Below are 21,457 nucleotides of genomic sequence, written 5' to 3'. Positions count from 1 at the left end.
CTATGATCCGCGAGATGTTCGATAAAAAGGAAAAAAATCTCCTCCTTATTCTTGGCTTTCTGCTGATTCTTCCCATGAGTCTGCAGGCTGAATCCAATAGCGGAGAAACGTCCGAACCCTGGTATCAGTTCGAGATCCTGGTATTTCGTCGTATAGCTCCAGGTGCCGGGGGTACTGAAGCCTGGGAATTTGACCCAGGCATACCAGATCAAGAAGGCAGCGTACGGCTTACTCGAGGTCCTCTCACACAGGGGAACAAACCGATTGCCTATCGCGCACTACCTGCAGTGGAGAAGAGCCTGACTGAGGCCTGGAGCATTATGCGTAGATCGAGGGACTATCGGCCGCTATACCATATCGCCTGGCGTCAGCCTGTTACTCATCCTGATCGAGCCACACCACTCTATTTCAGTTTAAAACCGAAAAGTAACTCCGCATTCGATGAGCCCCTACCAAGACTGGAAGGTCGCATTAAATTTGGTGTGAAACGCTATCTACACCTGGAGACCGATATCCTATTGAGAGCTGAGAACAGCAACTCACTTTCTGAGGAGGGCTATGGCCCCAGTTTTCGTAGCTATCGGATGCAGGACAAACGTCGTATGCGCAGTGGTAAATTGCACTATCTGGACCATCCCATACTCGGTGTTCTGGCTATAGCTAAGCGTTATGAAATGCCTGTTCCTGAGGTTATTGAACCACCTGCAGCTAAAGCCGTGCCGATCGAGGCAGAAGAGACACAACAGAGCGAGCAGTAGTGTTATCGCCACGCCACATCCGCCACTAATTACCGTTTCTTTTTTTACGGATTTCACCGGCAGACCTTAGGCTAAAGGCTAAGGTAGCCTGGATGGAGTGCAACGGAATCCGGGGTAGTTTCGTACGTTGATCTTCCCGGATTACGTTACACTCCATCCAGGCTACGGTGTGGTGGTGAACGTTGGGATCTATTGTAAGGCTTGCTTGTTTAATCATACCTCTCTGGCAAGGGGAGAGGGTAATTGATTGGGGAATGAGTGGGTTTGAAAGTTAAGAATTTCCTGGTGGGACGTCGGCTATCTGTTTGTCTCCCAGTCTCAACGTCACTTTAATTTTGCGTATTATCACAGCTACTTACTGTTATTAACCCGGCAATCAAATAGGCCATTTTCAGTAGAACGTTTATCGGTTTTTCACATGATTTCCAATTTGAGACGCCATATGTTCAGCCAATCGACTCACTGCCCGATTGGCAGCCTCGACACCCGCTTCAACCGCTCCGGAAAAGGCTTCTTGCAGGGTTATTTGCTGCATCTCTACAATCTCACTGGCATGGCCTTCTATCAGACTCCAGAGCGCCTGTATAACCACCTTATCACCCACCCTATCGAAACGTTGGATTGAAAGCGTCAATTCATAGTCTGGACTTATACCTTGTTGCCAGGGATAGGTGATCACCTGCATCGTCTTGAGCTGCTTTTGTAATCGATCACTTACCACACGCTGTAAATTATCTTGCAGAGAGCCTGCCCACTGGTCAAAGTCATAGAGTTCCAACCGATGTCCAGAACGACGTTCAACAATCTGAGGTCGATCCAGATAACCGGCCAATACCACAGAGGAAACACCTATTTGGACAACACCGGGCTGGGGTTTCAGATCGACTATCTCTGGGTTGGCTTCACCGCTATCCAAACGATAAAAGCGCGTAGGCTGAGAGGGGCTGGCGCAGCCTACCAGACTGGCTACGACCAGCGCCGTAACAATCCGATTTGTGATCTCCCAACATTTCATATGATTACTGTTTCCCACGTAGTAATGCCTCCGGATGGCGTTCAAGATATTCAGACATGATGCGTATCGACCGCGCCGCACTCCCCAGTTCACGCAGAGTCATGGTGAGCTGACTCATCAGTTCCGAATCCTGATTCAGGACCTGATCAGCGGACTTTGCCGTATCACCGACCTGTCTTAAGGTTGAATCCCATCGAGAGAAGGCCGATGAGAGTTTCTTATCCGTGGTTGCGATCAATGTCTGTGTCTCTTTTGCGGTGTCCGCCACATCAGAGATCATCGCACGAGCCTCAACCAGGGTTGCATTGCTGTTATTCAGCAGCACAGGAGCCTCTTCAACAAGTAGTTGACTCACTTTATCCAATCTTTCAGTTATCTGAGATAGAGAAGTGATCAGATTTTTAAGCCCACCATGATCCATCATCCCATCGATGCTATCCAGAATCTCCGACAGCCGTTGTGTTATTCGCTCAACCGGTATCTTATCAATCGCGGTTGCCAGCTTTTCCATGCTGGATTGAATGGTGGGTATCTCAGGATAGCTATCATCCTCATTGACCAGTCTGATTGGCGTATCTGGCATGAAATCCAGTTCGATCTCCAATCTACCTGTGACCAGGCTTTGTAGATTCAATCTGGCTCTGAGTCCTTGCTGGATCAGCTTATTCAGTTCCAATATACCACTTTGATCGGTTACCACCCCTTCCACTTCGACTCGAGAATCCTCTATACCAATCACAACTGGAATCCTGAACTCCTGTGACTCATGAAAATAGGTAATCGACATCGATTCGACCTCTCCTACCTTTACCCCACGGAAGTTCACAGGCGAACCAACCTGCAACCCCTTCACGTCCCCTTCGAAGTAGAGAATGAATAGCGTAGGCTTTTTAGCCAGGGAGCCATTTGAGAGAAGAAACAGAGAACCCAGCCCCAGCACCAATGTCGCCAAGACGAAGCTTCCAATAAGGGTTGGGCTAATCTTCGATTGCATGATAGTGGTTTGCCTCTGAATCACCCCGGGTCAGAAATTCTCTAACCCTGGGGTCTTCGGTCTGAGCTAAAAGTTCTACTGGATTACCTTGTGCAATCATGGTTTTGCACTCCGGATCAAGAAATACTGAATCATTTCCTATTGCAAATATGCTCGCCAACTCATGGGTCACAACAACAACGGTAGTGCCCAGGGAATCACTCAACTCCATGATCAGGTCATCTAGACGTCTCGCACTAACCGGATCCAGACCTGCGGAAGGTTCATCGAAAAACAGCAGTTCAGGGTCTAGCGCCATGGCGCGAGCCAGTCCGGCACGTTTCTGCATACCACCACTGATCTCTGATGGGTAGTACTCCTCGAAACCTTTCAATCCCACCAGGGAGAGTTTAAACGAAGACAACTCACTCACTTCAGCGACAGACAATTCGGTGTAAGTTCGCAGTGGCAGAGAGATATTCTCAGCCAGGGTCATATGAGACCAGAGGGCACCGGACTGGTATAGAACCCCCATTCTACGCATGATCTGTTGGCGATCCTGGAGGTCAAGATCCCAGAAGGATTGCGCCTGATAGTGTATTTTTCCCTGTGCTGGCTTTTTCAGCCCTACCAAATGGCGTAAAAGGGTACTTTTGCCACATCCACTCCCCCCCATGATAATGAACACATCACCACGCTGGATAGTGAAATTCAGATCCCTTTGAATGACAAAATCACCATAGGCCATAGTAAGCCCTTCTACCTCGATTAAAGCCTCATCAACGCTCTCATGCTCTGCTTGCAACACCATGGCGATTAAAAACCTAACTGGTTAAAAAGAATGGTGGTAATAGCATCCCATATAACGATCAACAGGATGGCTGTAACCATAGCCGATGTGGTCGCTTTACCTACTGAAGAAGAGTCTTTGCCACTCTGTAAACCTCGCAGACAACCAGACATGGCAATAACGATTGCGAACAGTACACTTTTTATCAGTCCAGCTGCGATATCTTCCCAAGCTATGGCATCTTTGCTCTGTACCAAATACTCCAATAGTGAAAGATCGAGAATGAAAACCCCCACTAATAGACCACCAACAATACCGAGAATATCGGCCCAAAGCGTCAGCAGTGGCAACATGATTACCAGAGCCAGAATACGCGGCAGTACCAGAAAATCGATCGCTGATATACCGAAGGTTTTTAGTGCATCAAGCTCATCATTGACCTGCATACTACCCAATTGTGCCGCATAGGCTGATCCAGTACGGCCCGCCATGATGATTGCGGTCATCATCGCTCCCATCTCCCGTACCGAACCCAAGGCAACCAAGTTAGCAACATAGATCTCTGCGCCAAACATCTGCAGTTGTATTGCCCCAACAAAAGCCAGTACGGCCCCAACCAGAATAGCAATCAGACTGACGATCGGCAGGGCTTCCGGGCCTGCAGCCTGAAGAAAGAGATAGAAATCTGTGGAACGGAAACTTGCCTTTCCCCTCAACAACCGAAGAAAGGCGATAACCAGCTCCCCAGCAAAGGTGGTAAAGCTGACAGACTCCCGCCAGGCGGACAAAACGGTATCACCAATACGATACAGCAGGGAAAACTGCTGGCGCCCTCTTCTCGCCCCTTTTCTTTCGGCAACAGCCTGCCCCAAATCCAGCAACCGCTCTATCCCTGATGGCAAGTCACCAGCCTGCAGCCGACACTCATTCTCAGTACAAAAATCGTTCAATTGCTGCAGTAGCGTTAACAGACGGCTATCCCACGAACCAAGATGGTGGGTATTGAGCCGGATCTCATTTAAATCTGTCTGGGAAAGTAGCTGATCCTGCAGCTGTTCCCACCTATAGATATCCGACTGAATAGTCCAATCGCCAAGGAACACCAGCTCTACAATATCAGCCGCAGGAAAAGCTATTTTCAGCGAATCATGGTGCATTGATCAATGTCCATTCTCGACCGAAATAATCAAGTTAAGGAATACCTGAATAAGTCTGGGCCGAACAGATTGTCGAACAAAATGGGGCGACTCAAGATACCTATTTCTCATAATAGCCCAGCCATTGTTAGAATTCGCAACGCTGTAGCAGCCGTTTTGGCAGCAAGATATTGGCCCATGACTTGTTCAGAGGTTGCTTCAACACATCAATATCATATCCCGGGTTTGCTGGATAGCCCACAATGATCCATATTATGGAATCATAATGAACGGTTCAGATATTTCTACTCGAGTCGATGTAGATAGAGCTGCCACAAATAAAACAGAATGGTTGAAGCCATGTCTAATGACCACAAAATCAGCGGAAATCACGGCAAAGCTCTAATTGTCGAGGACGAAATCACCAACAGGATGATTTTAAAAAAGCTGTTACAAAAACATGGTTATGAGGTAATCGAAGCGGAAAACGGCATTGAAGCTGTGGCATATTTTGAACAGCAACAACCCGATATCGTCTTCATGGATGTCATGATGCCGGAAATGGATGGCTATGAGGCAACCACTCAAATCAAACAAAAAGCGGGTGACCACTTTGTGCCCATAATATTTCTCACAGCCATGCAAGATGAGAAAGCCCTGGCTCGTTGTGTCGAAGTCGGGGGAGATGACTTTTTATCAAAACCTTATAGTTTTACGGTTCTTTCCGCAAAAGTGAAAGCAATGGAGCGTATTCGCATCCTGCAGCAAGATACTCGGATGCTCTACAGTAGAATGCAGAGGGACGAAGAGATCGCTGAACAAGTCTTCAGTGGCGCAGTAGTTGCTGATAATGTTGCACTTGATCAAATCCATAGTCTGCTAAAACCCGCCAGCGTATTCAGTGGTGACCTGCTACTCACAGCATTCGCGCCATCTCACGATCTATACGTCTTATTAGGTGACTTCACCGGACACGGACTGGCATCTGCGTTGGGTGCATTACCGACCTCTGAGGCCTTCCGCTCTATGACTGCGAAGGGGTTTGCGCCACAGCAGATTCTTCAAGCCATTAATAACAAGCTCTACAGTTTACTCCCTACCGGGATGTTTATGGCTACCCAGTTTGTAAAGATAGACAGTCAGCTCGACCATATAACCATCATCAATTGTGGCATGCCTGATTGCTATCTGATTGAAAAAGATAGTCGTCGCGTCAAACAGAAAATCGTTTCCCAGTCACTCCCGCTGGGAATATCACCCAATATCGATATGAAGGGTGAATTCCATGTACTGCGAGTCGATGAAGGCGACCGAATCATGCTCGCAACCGATGGTGTGACTGAAGCACGTAATCCCCAGGGTGAGCTATATGGCCAGGCGAGATATTCTGAATCTATCAGCAACAGCATCAAGCATAGCTACATTCTGGAAAAGTTGGAGCAGGATCTGCATAACTTCTGCAAAGACGCAGCCCAGGACGATGATATCAGCGTGGTCGAGGTACCATTGGTTAGAGAGATATTTCCAAGCTGGGGATCGGCTTCAGATTACAGTTCGCTTCAAAACGGCTATCCAGATGCTCTTTTAAAAGAGCATCCCGACTGTGTTGAATTCGAGTTTACGCTTTATGGCACACAACTTCGCCAGGCAGATCCTATACCTATCCTGATCAACTCAATACAGGAAACTGCAGGACTCCACGAACACAGACGTCCTCTTTTCACAATTCTGACAGAACTCTATGTCAATGCACTTGATCATGGCGTACTCAAGCTGGAATCAAGTCTTAAACAGGGTGAGAACGGTTTTACTGACTATTTTCAACAGAGAGAAGAGCGTTTGAGTAATATATCCCAAGGTTGTGTCAGATTAAATCTGAGGATTCATAGCCAGGATGACGGCGGTTATATCATCATCACCATTGAAGACAGTGGCACTGGATTTGATTACAAAAACCATGTAACTGAAATTACCGACGACCAACTATATAGTGGGCGTGGTTTAAAACTGGTTGAATCTCTGTGCAAGCAACTACACTTTTTTGAACCGGGTAACAAGGCCGAAGCCATCTATACCTGGAAGCATACTGAATAGAGGCATGGCTGGTAATGAACTTTTCATTTTAGTCATTACATGATCTATAGTGACAAATAATAATAGAGTTTTTACACCCAGATTAACCAGAGGTTCCCAAGAAGCCGGAATAGTACAATCATGGAAAGTGACCAATTTACTCCACTATGATCTACTGATCTGATAGTCTCTCAGCATGGCTAAAACACTCATTATAGACAGTAACGATCATACCCGTGCGCCCTTCCTGCGGGGCATATTGACTCGTTCCTTAACTGATTCAGGATTATCCTTCGAGACAGCCTATCAACTCTCATCAGAGATCAGGCAGCAGATCAGTGGAAAAGATGAAATCTCAAGCCGCGACCTGCGTAAGTTGGTACTAAAAAAGCTCGAGCAACTTGAACAGCATGAGGTTATTGAGAATTACGAAAGCATCGCACCCTCAACCACTGAAATTATGGTTACCGACCGGAAGGGTAACGCTCGCCCCTTTTCAATTATCGAACACAGACAAACATTGGAATCAACCGGCCTGAGTAACGATAAAGCTGCTTTGATCTCCCAGGCCATCTATCTGGATCTGTTGGAATCCTTCCAGGATGGCGTTACTAGTAGCACTGTAGGCAAACTGACCTATGAGAATTTAAAACAACGCTATGGCAAGCAGGCAGCTAACAACTATCTGGTATGGGTCGACTATAAGCACTCCAAGCGCCCACTGATCATATTAATTGGTGGGGCCACCGGTTGTGGCAAGAGTACCATTGCCACAGAAGTCGCTCATCGACTCAATATCATTCGTACCCAATCGACCGACATGCTGCGGGAAGTAATGCGCATGATGATCCCGCAGCGATTGATGCCGGAACTGCACTCTTCATCCTTTAATGCCTGGCGTAAAACACTTGGGCAGCATGAACACGAAGAGAGCAGCGAAGAGATGATGATTCATGGCTATCTGCATCAATCCGAACTGGTTTCGGTTCCCTGTGAAGCGGTAGTGCAGAGGGCTTTGCGAGAGCGGGTCTCATTGATCCTTGAAGGTGTCCATGTGACACCAACACTGTTCAATCGATTTCGTGAAAATGAAGACGCGGTGATCGTGCCAATCATGTTGGCAGTATTAAAACAGAACCAGCTGAAACACAGACTCAGAGATCGAGGGATCTCCGCCCCTGAGCGGAGTGAAATGAGTAACTATCTTTCGAATTTCGAATCAATCTGGATGTTACAGACCCATCTGCTTTCCGAAGCTGACAATCACTCAGTCTCAATCATCTCCAATGACAACAAAGATCTTGCTACAGACAATATCATGCGCTTGATAATTAGGGTGTTAGAGCAAAATTTTCATGCTAAAGTGACCGATGTATTTGGTGTTGACGAGGATCAGTCGACAACAAAAGATTAATAACAAAACTGCAATGACATCCCCCTATTCGGCAGAGGTTATTTGACTTGATAGCGACCCGCAAAGGCCTGATGATTGTCCTCGATGGCCTGGGAGACAGGGGTATCCCCTCATTTGGAGGAAAAACCCCCCTAGAGGTAGCGCAGACAGCAAACATGGATAGTCTAGCCAGTGCTGGTCAGTGTGGCTTGATCGACCCCCTCTTTCCAGGTATGCCGGTAGGAACCCACACCGGTTTCTGTCCTTTGTTTGGCCTATCCCAGGAGCAGACGGTTCAATTGGCCAGAGGTCCTGTGGAAGCGTCTGGTATCGGATTAGACAAGAGCGATCAGGCACTCTACTTCCGATGTAACTTTGCAACACTGAAAAAAGCTGGTGAGCAATTTCATATTCTCGATCGACGTGCCGGGCGTATCAATCAGGGCACCGAAGCCCTGGCCTCAGCATTGGGGCAACTGGATCTCGGTGAGGGCATCACAGCCACACTCCATCCCGCGACTCAACATAGGGCTGTTCTGCAACTGAGAGGAGAAGGGCTTTCTCATAATGTGAGTAATACAGATCCAGGAAACCACTATCATACCAAGGGATTACTCTCCTGCCAGGCCAACGCCCCTGCCGACCCTGGCGCAGAAAGGACTGCCCGTGCCATGAATCGGCTGATAGATATCGTGCATGAGAAACTGGAACCTCATCCGATCAATCAGAGCCGCGTAAATAGTGGCCTGCCGCCAGCAAATGGCCTCATCTGTCGCAGCCCAGGCAAGCTTCCAAAAATCAAATCCCTGATAAAATACTTAAAGCTACAAGCAGCAATCATTTCGGGTGAAAGAACTGTACTCGGATTAGGTAAGTTACTGGGTTACAAATTGTATGAGGATCGTCGTTTCACAGGCACTGCCGATACCGATCTCAATGCCAAAGTAGCTACAGTTTTGAAAGCATTGGAGAAACATGACCTTGTCTATCTTCATATCAAGGCAACTGATATCGTCTCGCATGACACGGATGCAAATGGTAAACGGGAGATACTGTTAAAAATCGATGATGCAATTACACCGTTGATCAATGATGAATTGGTAATCGGCATCACTGCAGACCATAGCACCGATAGTAACACCGGCCGACACACTGGAGATCCTGTTCCCAGCCTGATCTACAACCCCTGGGGCAGGAGAGATGCCTGCAAGGAATTTAGCGAAACCGAGTGCACAAGAGGCGGCCTTGGCAGAATTAACAGTTTCGGATTTCTTCTGACATTTCTCGACCAGATGAATCAACTGGAAAATTTCAGGCCGAAAGACAGTACATATATTTTTTGACAGCTACATAAGATATTCCACTATTGCTGAATCAAGGCATATACTTACAGGGCAGCTGATAAAATCTTGAGCAACTGAATGGTGATTGTTGAAACAACCAGCTGCTCATAACCTATCCACCTACACCACTACACACAGCGAACCATGAACAATCCAGAGCCGATGACAGTCCAGCAGGAAGTAGATGCCGATAAGATGGACAGTGAGCAAACCGAATTCGATTTGGAAGATCCCAGCCTATACCTGAACCGGGAACTTACCTGGCTTGCTTTCAACAGCCGGGTTTTGTCTGAGGCATTGAGAGAGAATAACCCTACTCTTGAGCGGGTAAAGTTCCTGGCAATTGTAAGTAATAACCTCGATGAGTTTTTCATGAAACGCATTGGTGGTTTGAAGCAACAGGTGGCTGCAGGCATCAGTCTCCCGAGTATCGATGGCCGAACTCCGATACAACAGCTCGAGGCATGCCACGAAGTGACCCGGGAAATGCAGCAGACTCAGCAGGACATCTACAGGGAGCTACTCGAAGCGCTATCCCTATCGGAGATAACAATTGCAGAGTATAAAGCCCTGGACGCCAGTCAGCAGGAGAGCCTGCGGGAACATTTCCAACAAAATATATTTCCCATGCTCACCCCTCTTGCTATGGATCCCAGCCATCCATTTCCCTTCATTTCAAACCTGACACTCAACCTTCTGGTGACATTGCGATTCCCAGGTGGACATGATCTGCACATGGCCAGGGTCAAGGTCCCTGTAAGCAAGGATGTCTCGTCACGTTTAATCCAGGTCGGAGAAGGTTTCACTTATGTCACACTGGATGATTTGATTGCCAACAACCTGGATATGCTCTTCCCAGGCATGGAGATTCAATCCTGTGATCTGTTCAGGGTTACCCGAAACGCTAATGTTGAGCTCGATCAGGAAGCGGCCAACGACCTGCTTGAAACCATTGAAACTGAGTTACGCGAACGTCATTTTGCTCCAATTGTACGCCTGGAAATATCAGATGGCATGAGCCCGGTGCATCGTGGCATGTTAGCTGCTGAGCTTGGACTCAATGAAGAGCAGGATGTCTATATCATCAAGGGCATGATGGCCCTTTGTGACCTATTCGAGCTGGCCAAGCTGAATCTGCCCGATTTACACGATGCGCCACATCACCCGGTGGACCATCCTCAATTGGCCCATGACAGACGGAATATTTTCCACATCCTCCGTGATCACCAGGGATTACTGTTACAACACCCCTATGAATCATTCAGTACCACGGTCGAGCGTTTTTTACGCACTGCTGCAGAAGACCCCAAAGTACTGGCGATCAAAATGACCCTCTATCGTACATCTGCGGACGGTAATGTACTCGATTCGTTAACCAAGGCTGCCCGTAACGGCAAACAAGTCGCTGTACTGGTCGAGTTGAAGGCACGCTTCGATGAAGCTGCAAATATACGTTGGGCCAGACGCCTGGAGCAGGCAGGCATCCATGTTACCTATGGTGTTCTCGGGCTTAAGACTCACAGCAAGTTGACCATGGTGATTCGCAAAGACTATTCACAATTGCGGCGCTACTACCATATTGGTACAGGTAACTATCATGCAGGAACTGCCCGTCTCTATACTGACCTGGGCTTATTGGGCTGTGACGAAGAGATTGGTATGGACCTCACAGAACAATTCAACTACCTGACAGGCTACTCTCCGCCTCCCAGCTACCGAAAGATTCTCGCTGCCCCCTATAGCCTGAAACAGTCACTGCTGAACAAAATTGAGCGTGAGATCAAGATTCACCAGGAATCTTCAACGGGACACATTCAATTGAAAATGAATGCCTTGGAGGATCATGACATCGTCAGAGCACTCTACCAGGCAACTCAAGCTGGAGTGAAAGTCGAGTTGATCGTACGCGACACCTGCCGCTTCCGTCCTGGTATCAAAGGACTCAGTGAGAGCGGTAGTGTAGTCAGTATCGTGGGACGCTTCCTGGAACACGCCCGAATCACATACTTCCATAACGGAGGAGAGGAAGAGTACTTCATTGGCTCAGCCGATCTCATGCAACGCAACCTGATGCAACGGGTGGAGGTTCTGGTTCCCGTTGAGGCCCCAGCACTCCGTCAAGAACTGCGTTTGATTCTCGATGTCCAGCTGAGTGACAAACAGAATGCCTGGGATATGCAATCAGATGGCAGTTATATTCGCCGGACTCCTGCAGAGGACGATAAATCTCTAAATTGCCAGGAGACCTTGATTGGTGTTGCAGAGCGACGCTTGGAAGCGGCAAAGAAACATCGTGAAAAACGTATGCGTGAAAAGCTGATGACCCATTTCAAGCATCGTGTGAAAAGTCATTCTCAAAATGGCAACAATGCCTGATCATCGGGAGAAGAATCAGTTTTTAAAGAAATGATAGATCGATATGACATCAGGCAGTCGAGGCTTGCTGCTGTAGGAGCAGAGTCTGAGTAGGAAAGGCGAACTCAATACCCTCGCGCTCGAAGGCTTCGTTTATCTCCAGGTTAATCTCCTGCTGTATGTCCATATAGAGGTTATAGTCAGGACCGAGCACATAGTAGACAATCTCGAATACCAACGAGTAGTCGCCATACTTGAAGAAATGGGCGCGATCGAAGCGTGTCTTATCCTGACGCTCGATCGCTTCACGCATGATGCCTGGAATCTTCTTCAGTTGTTCTCGGCCAGTGTCGTAGGTCACACCAATATTGAAGGCAACACGCCGCTCATACATCCGGCCATAGTTGCGCAACCTGCTCTTCAGTAAATCCGAATTTGAAAAGACCAGTTGCTCGCCCGACAGACTACGTACACGGGTGGTCTTCAACCCCACATGTTCAACACTGCCCATATAGTCGTCGACGATCAGGAAATCGCCAACTACGAATGGTTTGTCGATCAGAATGGAAAGAGAAGCGAAGAGGTCGCCCAAAATCGACTGCACTGCCAACGCCACTGCAACACCACCGACCCCAAGACCTGCGATCAGGGCCGTGACATCATAGCCGAGGTTATCGATAGCAAGCAGAAAAACTGCCAGCCAGAGAAGACCGGTGGCAAACATGTTGATGGCATTCAGGGCAGTGACACTGGCTGGATTCTTCTCCAGTTGCCTTTGGCGATAGACCTGAAAACTTAATTTGAGGGCAGTACTGACCCAGATCCCCAGCTGTAGAAACAAGGCGATAACCAGCATCTTACCCAGGATATCAGTGACCCGTGCAGGCAGTTCCACAAAGAGGGAGCCGAGAAAGAGGGAGAGAATCCCCAACAACCACCACTTGGTCTTTTTGATTATCTGCGTGATAACATCATCGATATGGGTGCTGGTCTTCTCCGCAACGTGCGAAAGCTTGCGTCCCAGTATGCTGATAAGCAACTTCAACAGTAAAAATGTCGCGACCACCACTGCAATGGCGATCAACCACATCTCCAATGGCCCGCCTGAAAGGCTGAGGTTCAGTGTCTCCTCAAGAAAGCTCTTTACGACATCGTTCATGCCGTGGATCCTTGCTGTTTGTCGGTTTGATCAGTGGTCAGTGTAAGTTCAAAGAGAATAAGCACACCCTCCCCGTCTGGCAAGACGCAAGAGTGGGTATCTGAGCCCTCTTGTGTGGTGCTTCAACCTGTCGACCCGAGCGTAAAAACACCACAATCCTGAAATCAGGATTCCGTCAGTAGATTCTGGGCCTGGTCAGATTGGTCACTACCGGTTCTGCATAATATGACCTGATGAATACGACGTGTGGAGGCATCTTCAACACGCACCATTAAACCATCCAACTCGAATTTTTCATCCTTGGCTGGAATACGCTCGGTATGCTCCAGTAGCCAGCGATTGATGGTATCGGTGGGCTTACCAGGAATATCTATTGAGAAAAACTCTTCCACTACACGCAATTCAGCAGTGCCTTTGACGAGGATCTTATCCTTATTAAGCACCATGATGTCATCGGGTTTCTCGTCACTTTCGTCGTAGATTTCTCCCACCAGCTCTTCAAGCATATCTTCCAGTGAGATGACACCTACCATCGCCCCATGTTCATCAACAACCACGGCCAAATGAGTGCTTTTGTTTTTAAGTGTTCGAATCAGTTCATCAATTGGCGTTATTGATGAAGTGAATAGAGGCTCTTGACCCAGTGTTGAGAGTTCAACATCCAACTCATCCTTGACGATGTACCCAATCATGTCTCTTAAAATGATAACATTGACAATCTCATCAGGATCGTCTCGGAAAACCGGTATACGGGAGTAGCTTTGATTCAAAATATCCGGAAGCGTGTCTCTGAGTGTACGCCGGCCATCCAGACGAAACACCTGTCTTCTGGGTGTCATGACATCTTCAGCCTTGAGATCATTGAAATTGAAGATACGCTCAATCATCTCTCGTTCACCAGTATCAATGACACCCTCTTCTTCACCGTGCTCAATAAGGGTTATCACTTCAGATTCCGTGATCAGAGGATCATCCATCGCATTAGTCGAAGATTGTACCCAGTTGGTAAATTGCAGAAACAACCATACCAGCGGATAGATTGTTCGCATAAATCCGTAGATGAGGGGAGCGATCGCAAGGGATATGCGTTCAGAAAAACGTGTCGCCAGGCTCTTTGGTGTAATCTCTCCAAAGATAAGAATTACAATCGTCAGTACACCGACGGCAATACCTGGGCCAGTCTCCCCGAAATAGTCAGTTGCGATCACTGTCGCTATCGCAGAAGCGGCTATATTGACTACATTATTACCGATCAAAATCGTGATCAGCATGCGGCTGGGATCTTTCTTCAGAATGTAGAGGGCATGAGCACCTCTTCTACCCTCCTTGTACAATGACTCGGCACGAGCCATCGATAGGGACACTAACGCTGTTTCTGAACCGGAGAAAACGCCCGACAGCACGAGCAATACAACCAAAATAAGGTAACTTTCCACTAAGTTTCTTTAAAAAATACGCCAGACACGGCCTAGTAGTGGATTATCTCTGTTGAGGCGTGGAATCACAAGTCATCCCAGCACTTTTTTAAGACTGCCTGCTTAGCGGAATAACTGAAAGAGACCTATAATTATATTTTCTTATTAACTATCAATTTGTTAATAAAATTTCTTAAAGTTAAATATATGAAAAGACCAAGTGAAAATCCAACTCTTTTATTGGCCAATCTCTGCCAGTCAAACTGGCCGAACAGGAGCCCCAATAACAACTGAGCAAGTTGGCATATATGATTTAGAATACGCTTACATATGATGGCCAAAAAATCTAAAATGCCAATTTCCATATACAACCAGCCATTGACCAGGCGATTGAAATTCAAAGCATCGAACAACAGAAAACTATAGTGTTGCAACTTCATCTTTTTCGGTAGGAAGACACGATTAAGCGATATTCAAATAGTGTGCTCTACAATTCCTGGAATGGATCTGTATAGACAGACACTGATCACCTGGATCCCAATAGAGCCAAATGCCTAAAATATTAATCGTAGAAGATGAACCGGAAATCAGAGAGATGATCCGCTTTGTATTGGAGCCAAAGGGATTTACTGTGTGCGAAACGGATAACGCCCAGGATGCTCGAAAATTACTGGCACACAATAGCTACGACCTGATCCTGATGGATTGGATGTTACCGGGTCGATCAGGCCTGGATCTTACTCGAGAACTTAAACAAAAATCCCCCTCATCAACACCAATCATTCTATTGACCGCAAAAACAGATGAATCTGACAAAGTCAAAGGACTCGACGGTGGTGCTGATGACTATATTACCAAACCATTTTCCACCAGAGAGATGATAGCGCGAATCAACGCTGTGCTACGAAGAGCTGGAAGCAAGGACGATCAACATGCAATCGAGTACCATGGATTACACCTCCACCCCGCAAAACATCTGGTTCTTGTCAATGACGCCCCACTCCACCTCTCTCCAGCTGAATATCGTCTACTCCATTTTTTCATGTCTCACCCAGATCGCGCGTATAGTCGACCACAAATCCTTGACCATGTCTGGGGTAATGATGTGTATGTTGATGAGCGCACTGTGGATGTGCATATTCGTCGCCTTAGAAAGCTGTTAACCCCATCCAGACACGATCGACTTATCCAGACTGTGCGCGGCGTTGGTTATCGATTTACGCCCCAATCATTTAGCCAAGAGCCAGAAATAGAGTGAGACACTACTTCAATATTGAACTCAGTCAGCTAACAGGCGCGCTACTGGTATTTTTACCATTTGGTTATCTATCTGATTCTCTAACCTTATCGTTACTACTGGGCATTACTGCCTACCTGGGTAAACATGGCTACTACCTGGTCAAATTAGCTTATTTGATCAACTACGCTAAACCGATCCCTCCCCCCTATCCTGTTGATATCTGGGGACTGATTTACAAAGAGTTGTCAAGACACAAATCAAGAAGCCGCAAACGCAAACGTACACTCAATCGTTTTGCTTCCCGTTTTAGAAAAGTCACAAATTCAATCCCTGATGGACTGATATTGCTCAATAAATCAGGAAAAATCGAATGGGCCAATCCAGCAGCCAACAGTCTCGTCAATATCAGTTGGCCACGCGACGAAAATATCTCTCTGGTAGACAGAATCAAGCAACAGCCCCTGGCTGAGTATTTAAAGAATCCTGACTACTCCAATCCATTGGAATTTCCATCTCCCGCGAATAAAGCAGTTATCGTTTCACTTCGCGTCAATCGATTTGGTGGAAAAAAGGCGCAACGTTTGGTTGTCATACGAAACATTACTGATGTCTACACCTTGAATCAGACACGTCGGGACTTTGTCTCAAACGTCTCTCACGAATTACGAACCCCACTGACTGTCATTACTGGATTTTTAGAAAATCTTTCTGACAATGAGATGCTGCCGATCCAAGAACGACCATTCGCTTTGATGAACCAGCAGGCAGAAAGGATGAATAGCATCATTAATGATCTTCTGGCTCTATCCCGACTGGAAATGGGTAGTGCCCCATCGGCGGATAAGCCAATCGCCGTGCCGGAACTGCTGAATAGAATCGTTGATCATGCACGAATACTGGCAGATCAGAAAGGTGGATACACAATTAACCTGCAGGTAGATGAAGATCTATTTTTATTGGGTGAAGAGAGTGAGTTAACCAGCGCCTTCTCCAATCTGATATTTAATGCGATCGTTCACACGCCGCCCGGGACAAAGATTGATATCAGTTGGAATAGAGATGGTAAAAGTGCTCGTTTTGCAGTCGTAGACAGCGGCCCAGGAATAGAGCAAAGAGATATTCCCAGGTTGACTGAAAGATTCTATCGGGCTGATAAGGCGCGCTCACGCCAATCAGGTGGAACCGGTTTAGGTTTGGCGATCGTCAAGCATATTATTGGCAGGCACGACGGAGAGTTACTGATTGTCAGTCAACTTGAAGTTGGCAGTCAATTCATCTGCCTGTTTCCAGAAGAGGTAATCCTCAATAAGGGGGAAATGAAAGTCTCTGAACAGAGTCCGTCTAAAAACCTTGAGTCGACAATCTGAACAGACGCCGATACATCAGGATGTATGTGGTAAATGGGATAAGTAGCGGTGCATGTGAGTGAACCTAGATAACCAGGGGCAGCACCCACAAGCAACACCATCAAGGCCTATATAGAGAGCTATAAGGCCTGAATATTCACTGAAACAGTGAGGGGTAGACGAACTTACGCCGACTCTTCCTCTGCATTTTCCAATGAATAGGTATAGTTGATATTTACTCTGTCCCGCAACTCTTTGCCAGGTTTGAAATGTGGTACGTACTTGCCCGAAAGTGCAACAGTTTTTCCGGTCTTGGGATTACGCCCCATTCTAGGTGGTCTGAAATGCAGCGAAAAACTGCCGAAACCACGAATCTCAATCCGTTCACCAGATGCAAGAGACTGACTCATGTGTTCAATCATGCACTTCACAGCCAACTCAACATCCCTATAAGCAAGATGGCTCTGCTCCTTGGCAATTATTTCTATCAATTCGGATTTTGTCATTCTTGTAAGTTCTCCAATTCGCCGTTTATTAAGGGGTTGCACCTTAATTGTGCAACCCCTTATTCCCGGTTTCGGAGTCTCTAAGTTGCAGACTCCAGGATCTATCAGTCGCCCTGATTATCCATCTGCTCCTTCAGCAAGTCACCCAATGTCGGGGCACTGGTTGCAGCATCACGAGCATAGCCCTTGATTGCTGCGGCCTCTTCATCAGCATCCTTTGCTTTGATAGAGAGCGAAATGGTACGATTTTTACGATCGACTCCGATGAACTTCGCTTCAATCTCTTGACCATCCTTAATCATGGCACGGGCATCTTCTACCCGGTCCCTAGAGAGTTCTGAAGCCCGCAAGTATCCCTCTACGCCATCAGCTAGAGTGATAACTGCACCCTTTGCATCTACCTCAGTCACTGTACCTCTAACGAAACTGCCCTTTTCATTGGCTGCTACGAAGAGTGAGAAAGGATCCTGAGCAAGTTGCTTGATACCCAAGGAGATACGTTCACGTTCCGGATCTACAGAAAGTACAACAGTTTCAACTTCATCGCCTTTCTTGAAGTTACGAATAGCATCCTCACCCTCGTCATCCCAAGAGATGTCAGAAAGATGAATCAAACCATCGATACCACCGTCAAGACCAATGAAAATACCAAAGTCAGTGATTGACTTGATGCTGCCACTGACGTGATCACTTTTCTTGTGTATTGCTGCAAACTCATCCCATGGGTTGGGCTTGCACTGCTTGATACCAAGAGAAACTCGACGGCGCTCTTCATCAATATCCAGCACCATAACCTCAACTTCATCACCCAGAGAGACGATTTTTGAGGGGTGGACATTCTTGTTGGTCCAATCCATCTCAGAGACATGAACCAGGCCTTCAACACCCTCTTCAATCTCAACAAAACAACCGTAGTCTGCAATGTTTGTAACCTTGCCGAACATACGGGAGCTTTCTGGATAACGGCGAGCCAAGGCTACCCAAGGATCATCACCCATTTGTTTGAGACCAAGAGAAACACGATTGCGATCACGATCGAATTTCAAAATTTTGACATTGATCTCATCACCAATTTCAACAACTTCAGAAGGATGCTTAACGCGCTTCCAAGCCATATCGGTGATGTGCAACAGACCATCGATACCACCAAGATCAACGAAAGCACCATAGTCGGTCAGATTCTTGACCACACCAGTGATTTCCTGACCTTCCTGTAGGTTTTCAAGCAGCTTTTCGCGCTCTTCACTATACTCTTGCTCAACCACAGCACGTCGGGAAACTACGACATTATTGCGACGGCGATCGAGTTTGATCACCTTGAATTCGAGGTCTTTACCTTCAAGATAAGCGGTGTCGCGTACTGGACGCACATCCACCAGAGAACCAGGTAAAAATGCACGGATATCATTGAGTTCAACAGTGAATCCGCCTTTAACCTTGCCATTGATGCGACCAATGACGGTCTCTTCGGCTTCGTGGGCTTTCTCAAGCACTTTCCAAGCTTGGTCGCGCTTGGCTTTTTCACGGGAGAGTCTGGTGGCGCCGAAACCATCTTCAACTGCATCGAGAGCGACTTCGACCTCGTCGCCAATCTCTACTTCAATCTCACCAGAGTGATTAAGAAACTGGGAACGGGGAATAACGCCTTCGGACTTCAGGCCAGCATTAACGATAACAGCTTCGGATGTGATATCCAGAACGGTGCCAGTGATAATGGAGCCACTGCGAAGTTGAGTACTGGAGAGACTCTCCTCAAATAATTCTGCAAAACTTTCGGTCATGGGATTGGATTTCCTGCAACATGTCTGTTGCACAAGTGGAGCGAATTAACGAATTTGATCCACTAGATGTTAGAGTTAAAACAAAGCCGGGAACATCCCGGCCACCAGTTCTTACTGATACACTCCATTAATAAAGAGTGCTAAGTAGTCAGATCAGGCAGGACATTATTGACCTGCTGCATGACCTCGTGAAAAACCTGATCGGCTGTTAACTCAGTCGAGTCCATCTGCAAGGCTGCCGCCGCCGCCTTGAGCGGAGCCACAGCCCGTCCACTATCACGTTCGTCACGCTCTTTGATCTCTTCAGTAAGATCGGCGAGATTAACACCCAATCCCTTTTCTTTCAACTGTTTATAACGCCTTAACGCGCGCTCCTCCACACTTGCAGTAAGAAATATCTTTACTTCAGCATGAGGAAAAACCACGGTACCCATATCCCGCCCGTCAGCTACTAAACCAGGAGATTTGGCATAATTTCGCTGCCAATCCAGCAAAGCCTGCCTCACCTCCGGGATAGCTGCCACTTTCGAAGCTGCATTTCCAGCGGTCTCTGTGCGAATAGCGTCCGAAACGTCCTCATGACCAAGCCAGACCTTGCCCTTTTCGAATGAAAGCTCAAGACTGTGAGCAATTTCCACTACTTTAGCGACATTTTCAACGCCAATAGCAGCACGTTCGACCGCCAACCCCAACACTCTATAGATTGCCCCGCTATCCAGCAGCCTCAAACCCAGGGCATTTGCAACCTTTTGTGCCAGGGTGCCCTTGCCAGAGCCGGAGGGACCGTCAATTGTGATTACCGGAACGGCCATTACTCGGCACTCTCGGTAATGGTTAAGCCTGTTTGGTTAGCCAAGGCTACAAACCCAGGAAAAGAGGTGTTCACATTCGCCACATCAGAGATTTCGATAATACCTGAGGCACCCAGGCCTGCCATTGCAAATGACATGGCTATTCGGTGATCTCCATGACTCACCACACGGCCGGAAGTTATTTTGCCACCTTGGATGGTAATTCCATCCTCTGTTGGTTGTGCTTGAATTCCCAGGGAAATCAGGCCGTCAGCCATGACTTGGATGCGATCACTCTCTTTTACCCTTAACTCTTCCGCTCCCCGCAGACGGGTTTCACCTTCTGCATAGGCGGCTGCAATAAATATCGCTGGAAACTCATCGATTGCCAGAGGCACCAATGATTCGGGAATATCAATACCTTTCAAGCGACTTGCACGTACGCGGATATCGGCAACCGGTTCGCCACCGATCTCCCTTTGATTCATCAGTTCGATATCTGCTCCCATCAGGCGCAGAATCGATATCACGCCGTCCCGAGTTGGATTGATGCCTACATGTTCCAGTAGCACATCGGATCCCTCTGCAATGGATGCACCAACCATAAAGAAAGTAGCTGAAGAGATATCCCCAGGGACATCGATTTCACACCCTTTCAGAGAGCCTCCACCTTGCAGGCAGATTTTTTCGCCATGACGGTAGACTGAATAACCAAATCCCTGCAGCATTCGCTCAGTATGATCACGAGTCGGAGCTGGCTCAGTCACACAAGTTTCACCCTCAGCATAGAGACCAGCCAGAAGAAGAGCAGATTTGACCTGAGCACTCGCCATAGGTAGTTGGTAATCAATCCCTTTGAGCTTTTGGTTTCCAGCTAGAGTCAACGGAGCTGTCCCCCCCTCAGCTGCATCAATTTTCGCCCCCATCTGACTCAATGGGTTGATTACACGTCCCATCGGTCGTCCGGAGAGTGAACTGTCTCCTGTCAATGTTACTGCCAGACCAGTGCCAGCCAAGAGACCGCTGAGTAGGCGCATGGATGTACCTGAATTACCCAGATCCAGAGGCTCTTGAGGTTCAACAAGCCCATCCATTCCGACACCATCGATGGTAACCTGACCCATTTCAGGGCCTTGGATTGTTACACCCATAGTGCGAAAGGCATTCAGGGTTGCCAGGCTGTCCTCACCTTCGAGGAATCCGTTGACCACGGTTTGACCCTCTGCCAGCGAACCCAGCATGATCGACCTGTGGGAAATGGATTTATCACCAGGAACGCGAAGGCTTCCTTTGAGTTTACCGCCTGGTTCAACACGATATTGTCGTTTTGTGCCTTGCAAAGTTTTGCTACTCATATTCCTAGGGCCTGTTAACACTAATTGA

At 47.5% G+C, this 21,457-nt stretch carries 17 protein-coding genes; 7 read left to right on the top strand and 10 right to left on the bottom strand.

What is annotated here, in order from left to right; translation table 11 throughout:
- Positions 1-14 precede the first annotated feature (14 nt).
- Positions 15-758, top strand: a complete 744-nt coding sequence (locus AC4IFB_RS06920) for a CsiV family protein (RefSeq protein WP_490779761.1) — start codon at positions 15-17, stop codon at positions 756-758.
- A 403-nt stretch (positions 759-1,161) separates the two neighbouring features.
- Here the strand turns inward: AC4IFB_RS06920 and AC4IFB_RS06915 are convergent, their stop codons facing one another.
- Genes AC4IFB_RS06915 through AC4IFB_RS06900 form a run of 4 tightly spaced genes read right to left on the bottom strand, consistent with a single transcriptional unit; the run spans position 1,162 to position 4,693 of the window.
- Positions 1,162-1,773 carry a PqiC family protein gene (locus AC4IFB_RS06915; protein WP_490779760.1) on the bottom strand — a complete coding sequence of 204 codons (612 nt, stop codon included), beginning with the start codon at positions 1,771-1,773 and terminating at the stop codon, positions 1,162-1,164.
- Between the two features lie 4 nt (positions 1,774-1,777).
- On the bottom strand, positions 1,778-2,767 hold the full coding sequence (locus AC4IFB_RS06910; protein ID WP_490776979.1) for an MlaD family protein: 990 nt from the start codon (positions 2,765-2,767) through the stop codon (positions 1,778-1,780).
- Positions 2,751-3,557 (bottom strand): ABC transporter ATP-binding protein, encoded by an 807-nt coding sequence (locus tag AC4IFB_RS06905; RefSeq protein WP_490779759.1) that lies wholly within the window; start codon positions 3,555-3,557, stop codon positions 2,751-2,753. Before AC4IFB_RS06905 ends, AC4IFB_RS06910 begins: the two co-directional genes overlap by 17 nt.
- A 5-nt stretch (positions 3,558-3,562) precedes the next feature.
- Positions 3,563-4,693, bottom strand: a complete 1,131-nt coding sequence (locus tag AC4IFB_RS06900; protein ID WP_490776981.1) for an MlaE family ABC transporter permease — start codon at positions 4,691-4,693, stop codon at positions 3,563-3,565.
- Positions 4,694-5,032: 339 nt separating this feature from the next.
- Between AC4IFB_RS06900 and AC4IFB_RS06895 the strand changes: the two genes are divergently transcribed.
- The 4 genes from AC4IFB_RS06895 (at position 5,033) to ppk1 (ending at position 11,857) form a co-directional block, all read left to right on the top strand.
- Positions 5,033-6,766 carry an ATP-binding SpoIIE family protein phosphatase gene (locus AC4IFB_RS06895; protein ID WP_490779758.1) on the top strand — a complete coding sequence of 578 codons (1,734 nt, stop codon included), beginning with the start codon at positions 5,033-5,035 and terminating at the stop codon, positions 6,764-6,766.
- Between the two features lie 175 nt (positions 6,767-6,941).
- Positions 6,942-8,159 carry a hypothetical protein gene (locus AC4IFB_RS06890; RefSeq protein ID WP_490779757.1) on the top strand — a complete coding sequence of 406 codons (1,218 nt, stop codon included), beginning with the start codon at positions 6,942-6,944 and terminating at the stop codon, positions 8,157-8,159.
- Positions 8,160-8,206: 47 nt separating this feature from the next.
- Complete coding sequence (apgM, locus tag AC4IFB_RS06885; protein ID WP_490779756.1) at positions 8,207-9,481, top strand: 2,3-bisphosphoglycerate-independent phosphoglycerate mutase; 1,275 nt, start codon at positions 8,207-8,209, stop codon at positions 9,479-9,481.
- A gap of 162 nt (positions 9,482-9,643) precedes the next feature.
- Positions 9,644-11,857 (top strand): polyphosphate kinase 1, encoded by a 2,214-nt coding sequence (gene ppk1 / locus AC4IFB_RS06880; protein WP_490777041.1) that lies wholly within the window; start codon positions 9,644-9,646, stop codon positions 11,855-11,857.
- Positions 11,858-11,906: 49 nt separating this feature from the next.
- On the opposite strand, the gene AC4IFB_RS06875 is transcribed toward ppk1, so the two are convergent.
- Positions 11,907-12,995: a mechanosensitive ion channel family protein gene (locus AC4IFB_RS06875; RefSeq protein WP_490779755.1), complete on the bottom strand. Its 1,089-nt coding sequence runs from the start codon at positions 12,993-12,995 to the stop codon at positions 11,907-11,909.
- A 164-nt stretch (positions 12,996-13,159) separates the two neighbouring features.
- The gene (locus AC4IFB_RS06870) at positions 13,160-14,431 is read right to left on the bottom strand and encodes a hemolysin family protein (protein ID WP_490776986.1); all 1,272 of its coding nucleotides are present in this window, start codon (positions 14,429-14,431) and stop codon (positions 13,160-13,162) included.
- A 529-nt stretch (positions 14,432-14,960) separates the two neighbouring features.
- Between AC4IFB_RS06870 and phoB the strand changes: the two genes are divergently transcribed.
- Both phoB and phoR read left to right on the top strand, forming a co-directional pair.
- On the top strand, positions 14,961-15,668 hold the full coding sequence (gene phoB / locus AC4IFB_RS06865; protein ID WP_490776987.1) for a phosphate regulon transcriptional regulator PhoB: 708 nt from the start codon (positions 14,961-14,963) through the stop codon (positions 15,666-15,668).
- Entirely contained in the window at positions 15,665-17,017 is a 1,353-nt protein-coding gene (gene phoR / locus AC4IFB_RS06860) for a phosphate regulon sensor histidine kinase PhoR (RefSeq protein ID WP_490779754.1), read from the top strand. The genes phoB and phoR overlap by 4 nt, the downstream gene beginning before the upstream one ends.
- A 164-nt stretch (positions 17,018-17,181) precedes the next feature.
- Here the strand turns inward: phoR and ihfB are convergent, their stop codons facing one another.
- From ihfB to aroA, 4 genes are all read right to left on the bottom strand, one after another.
- Complete coding sequence (gene ihfB / locus AC4IFB_RS06855; RefSeq protein WP_490776989.1) at positions 17,182-17,502, bottom strand: integration host factor subunit beta; 321 nt, start codon at positions 17,500-17,502, stop codon at positions 17,182-17,184.
- Positions 17,503-17,606: 104 nt separating this feature from the next.
- The gene (rpsA, locus tag AC4IFB_RS06850; protein ID WP_490776990.1) at positions 17,607-19,283 is read right to left on the bottom strand and encodes a 30S ribosomal protein S1; all 1,677 of its coding nucleotides are present in this window, start codon (positions 19,281-19,283) and stop codon (positions 17,607-17,609) included.
- A 140-nt stretch (positions 19,284-19,423) separates the two neighbouring features.
- The gene (cmk, locus tag AC4IFB_RS06845) at positions 19,424-20,095 is read right to left on the bottom strand and encodes a (d)CMP kinase (RefSeq protein ID WP_490779753.1); all 672 of its coding nucleotides are present in this window, start codon (positions 20,093-20,095) and stop codon (positions 19,424-19,426) included.
- A complete protein-coding gene (aroA, locus tag AC4IFB_RS06840; RefSeq protein ID WP_490776992.1) occupies positions 20,095-21,429 on the bottom strand; it encodes a 3-phosphoshikimate 1-carboxyvinyltransferase in 1,335 nt (444 codons plus the stop codon). Before aroA ends, cmk begins: the two co-directional genes overlap by 1 nt.
- Positions 21,430-21,457 lie beyond the last annotated feature (28 nt).

Source organism: Candidatus Thiodiazotropha sp. AKIB8 (assembly GCF_058244675.1).
Note: the sequence above shows the minus strand (reverse complement) of the source record. Positions and strands in the feature narration are given on the sequence as shown.

Bases quoted from the DNA above. Each gene is read 5' to 3' on its own strand.
- AC4IFB_RS06920 (WP_490779761.1), top strand. From the start codon at position 15: ATGTTCGATAAAAAGGAAAAAAATCTCCTCCTTATTCTTGGCTTTCTG.
- AC4IFB_RS06915 (WP_490779760.1), bottom strand. From the start codon at position 1,773: ATGAAATGTTGGGAGATCACAAATCGGATTGTTACGGCGCTGGTCGTA.
- AC4IFB_RS06910 (WP_490776979.1), bottom strand. From the start codon at position 2,767: ATGCAATCGAAGATTAGCCCAACCCTTATTGGAAGCTTCGTCTTGGCG.
- AC4IFB_RS06905 (WP_490779759.1), bottom strand. From the start codon at position 3,557: ATGGTGTTGCAAGCAGAGCATGAGAGCGTTGATGAGGCTTTAATCGAG.
- AC4IFB_RS06900 (WP_490776981.1), bottom strand. From the start codon at position 4,693: ATGCACCATGATTCGCTGAAAATAGCTTTTCCTGCGGCTGATATTGTA.
- AC4IFB_RS06895 (WP_490779758.1), top strand. From the start codon at position 5,033: ATGTCTAATGACCACAAAATCAGCGGAAATCACGGCAAAGCTCTAATT.
- AC4IFB_RS06890 (WP_490779757.1), top strand. From the start codon at position 6,942: ATGGCTAAAACACTCATTATAGACAGTAACGATCATACCCGTGCGCCC.
- ppk1 (WP_490777041.1), top strand. From the start codon at position 9,644: ATGACAGTCCAGCAGGAAGTAGATGCCGATAAGATGGACAGTGAGCAA.
- AC4IFB_RS06875 (WP_490779755.1), bottom strand. From the start codon at position 12,995: ATGAACGATGTCGTAAAGAGCTTTCTTGAGGAGACACTGAACCTCAGC.
- phoB (WP_490776987.1), top strand. From the start codon at position 14,961: ATGCCTAAAATATTAATCGTAGAAGATGAACCGGAAATCAGAGAGATG.
- ihfB (WP_490776989.1), bottom strand. From the start codon at position 17,502: ATGACAAAATCCGAATTGATAGAAATAATTGCCAAGGAGCAGAGCCAT.
- rpsA (WP_490776990.1), bottom strand. From the start codon at position 19,283: ATGACCGAAAGTTTTGCAGAATTATTTGAGGAGAGTCTCTCCAGTACT.
- cmk (WP_490779753.1), bottom strand. From the start codon at position 20,095: ATGGCCGTTCCGGTAATCACAATTGACGGTCCCTCCGGCTCTGGCAAG.
- aroA (WP_490776992.1), bottom strand. From the start codon at position 21,429: ATGAGTAGCAAAACTTTGCAAGGCACAAAACGACAATATCGTGTTGAA.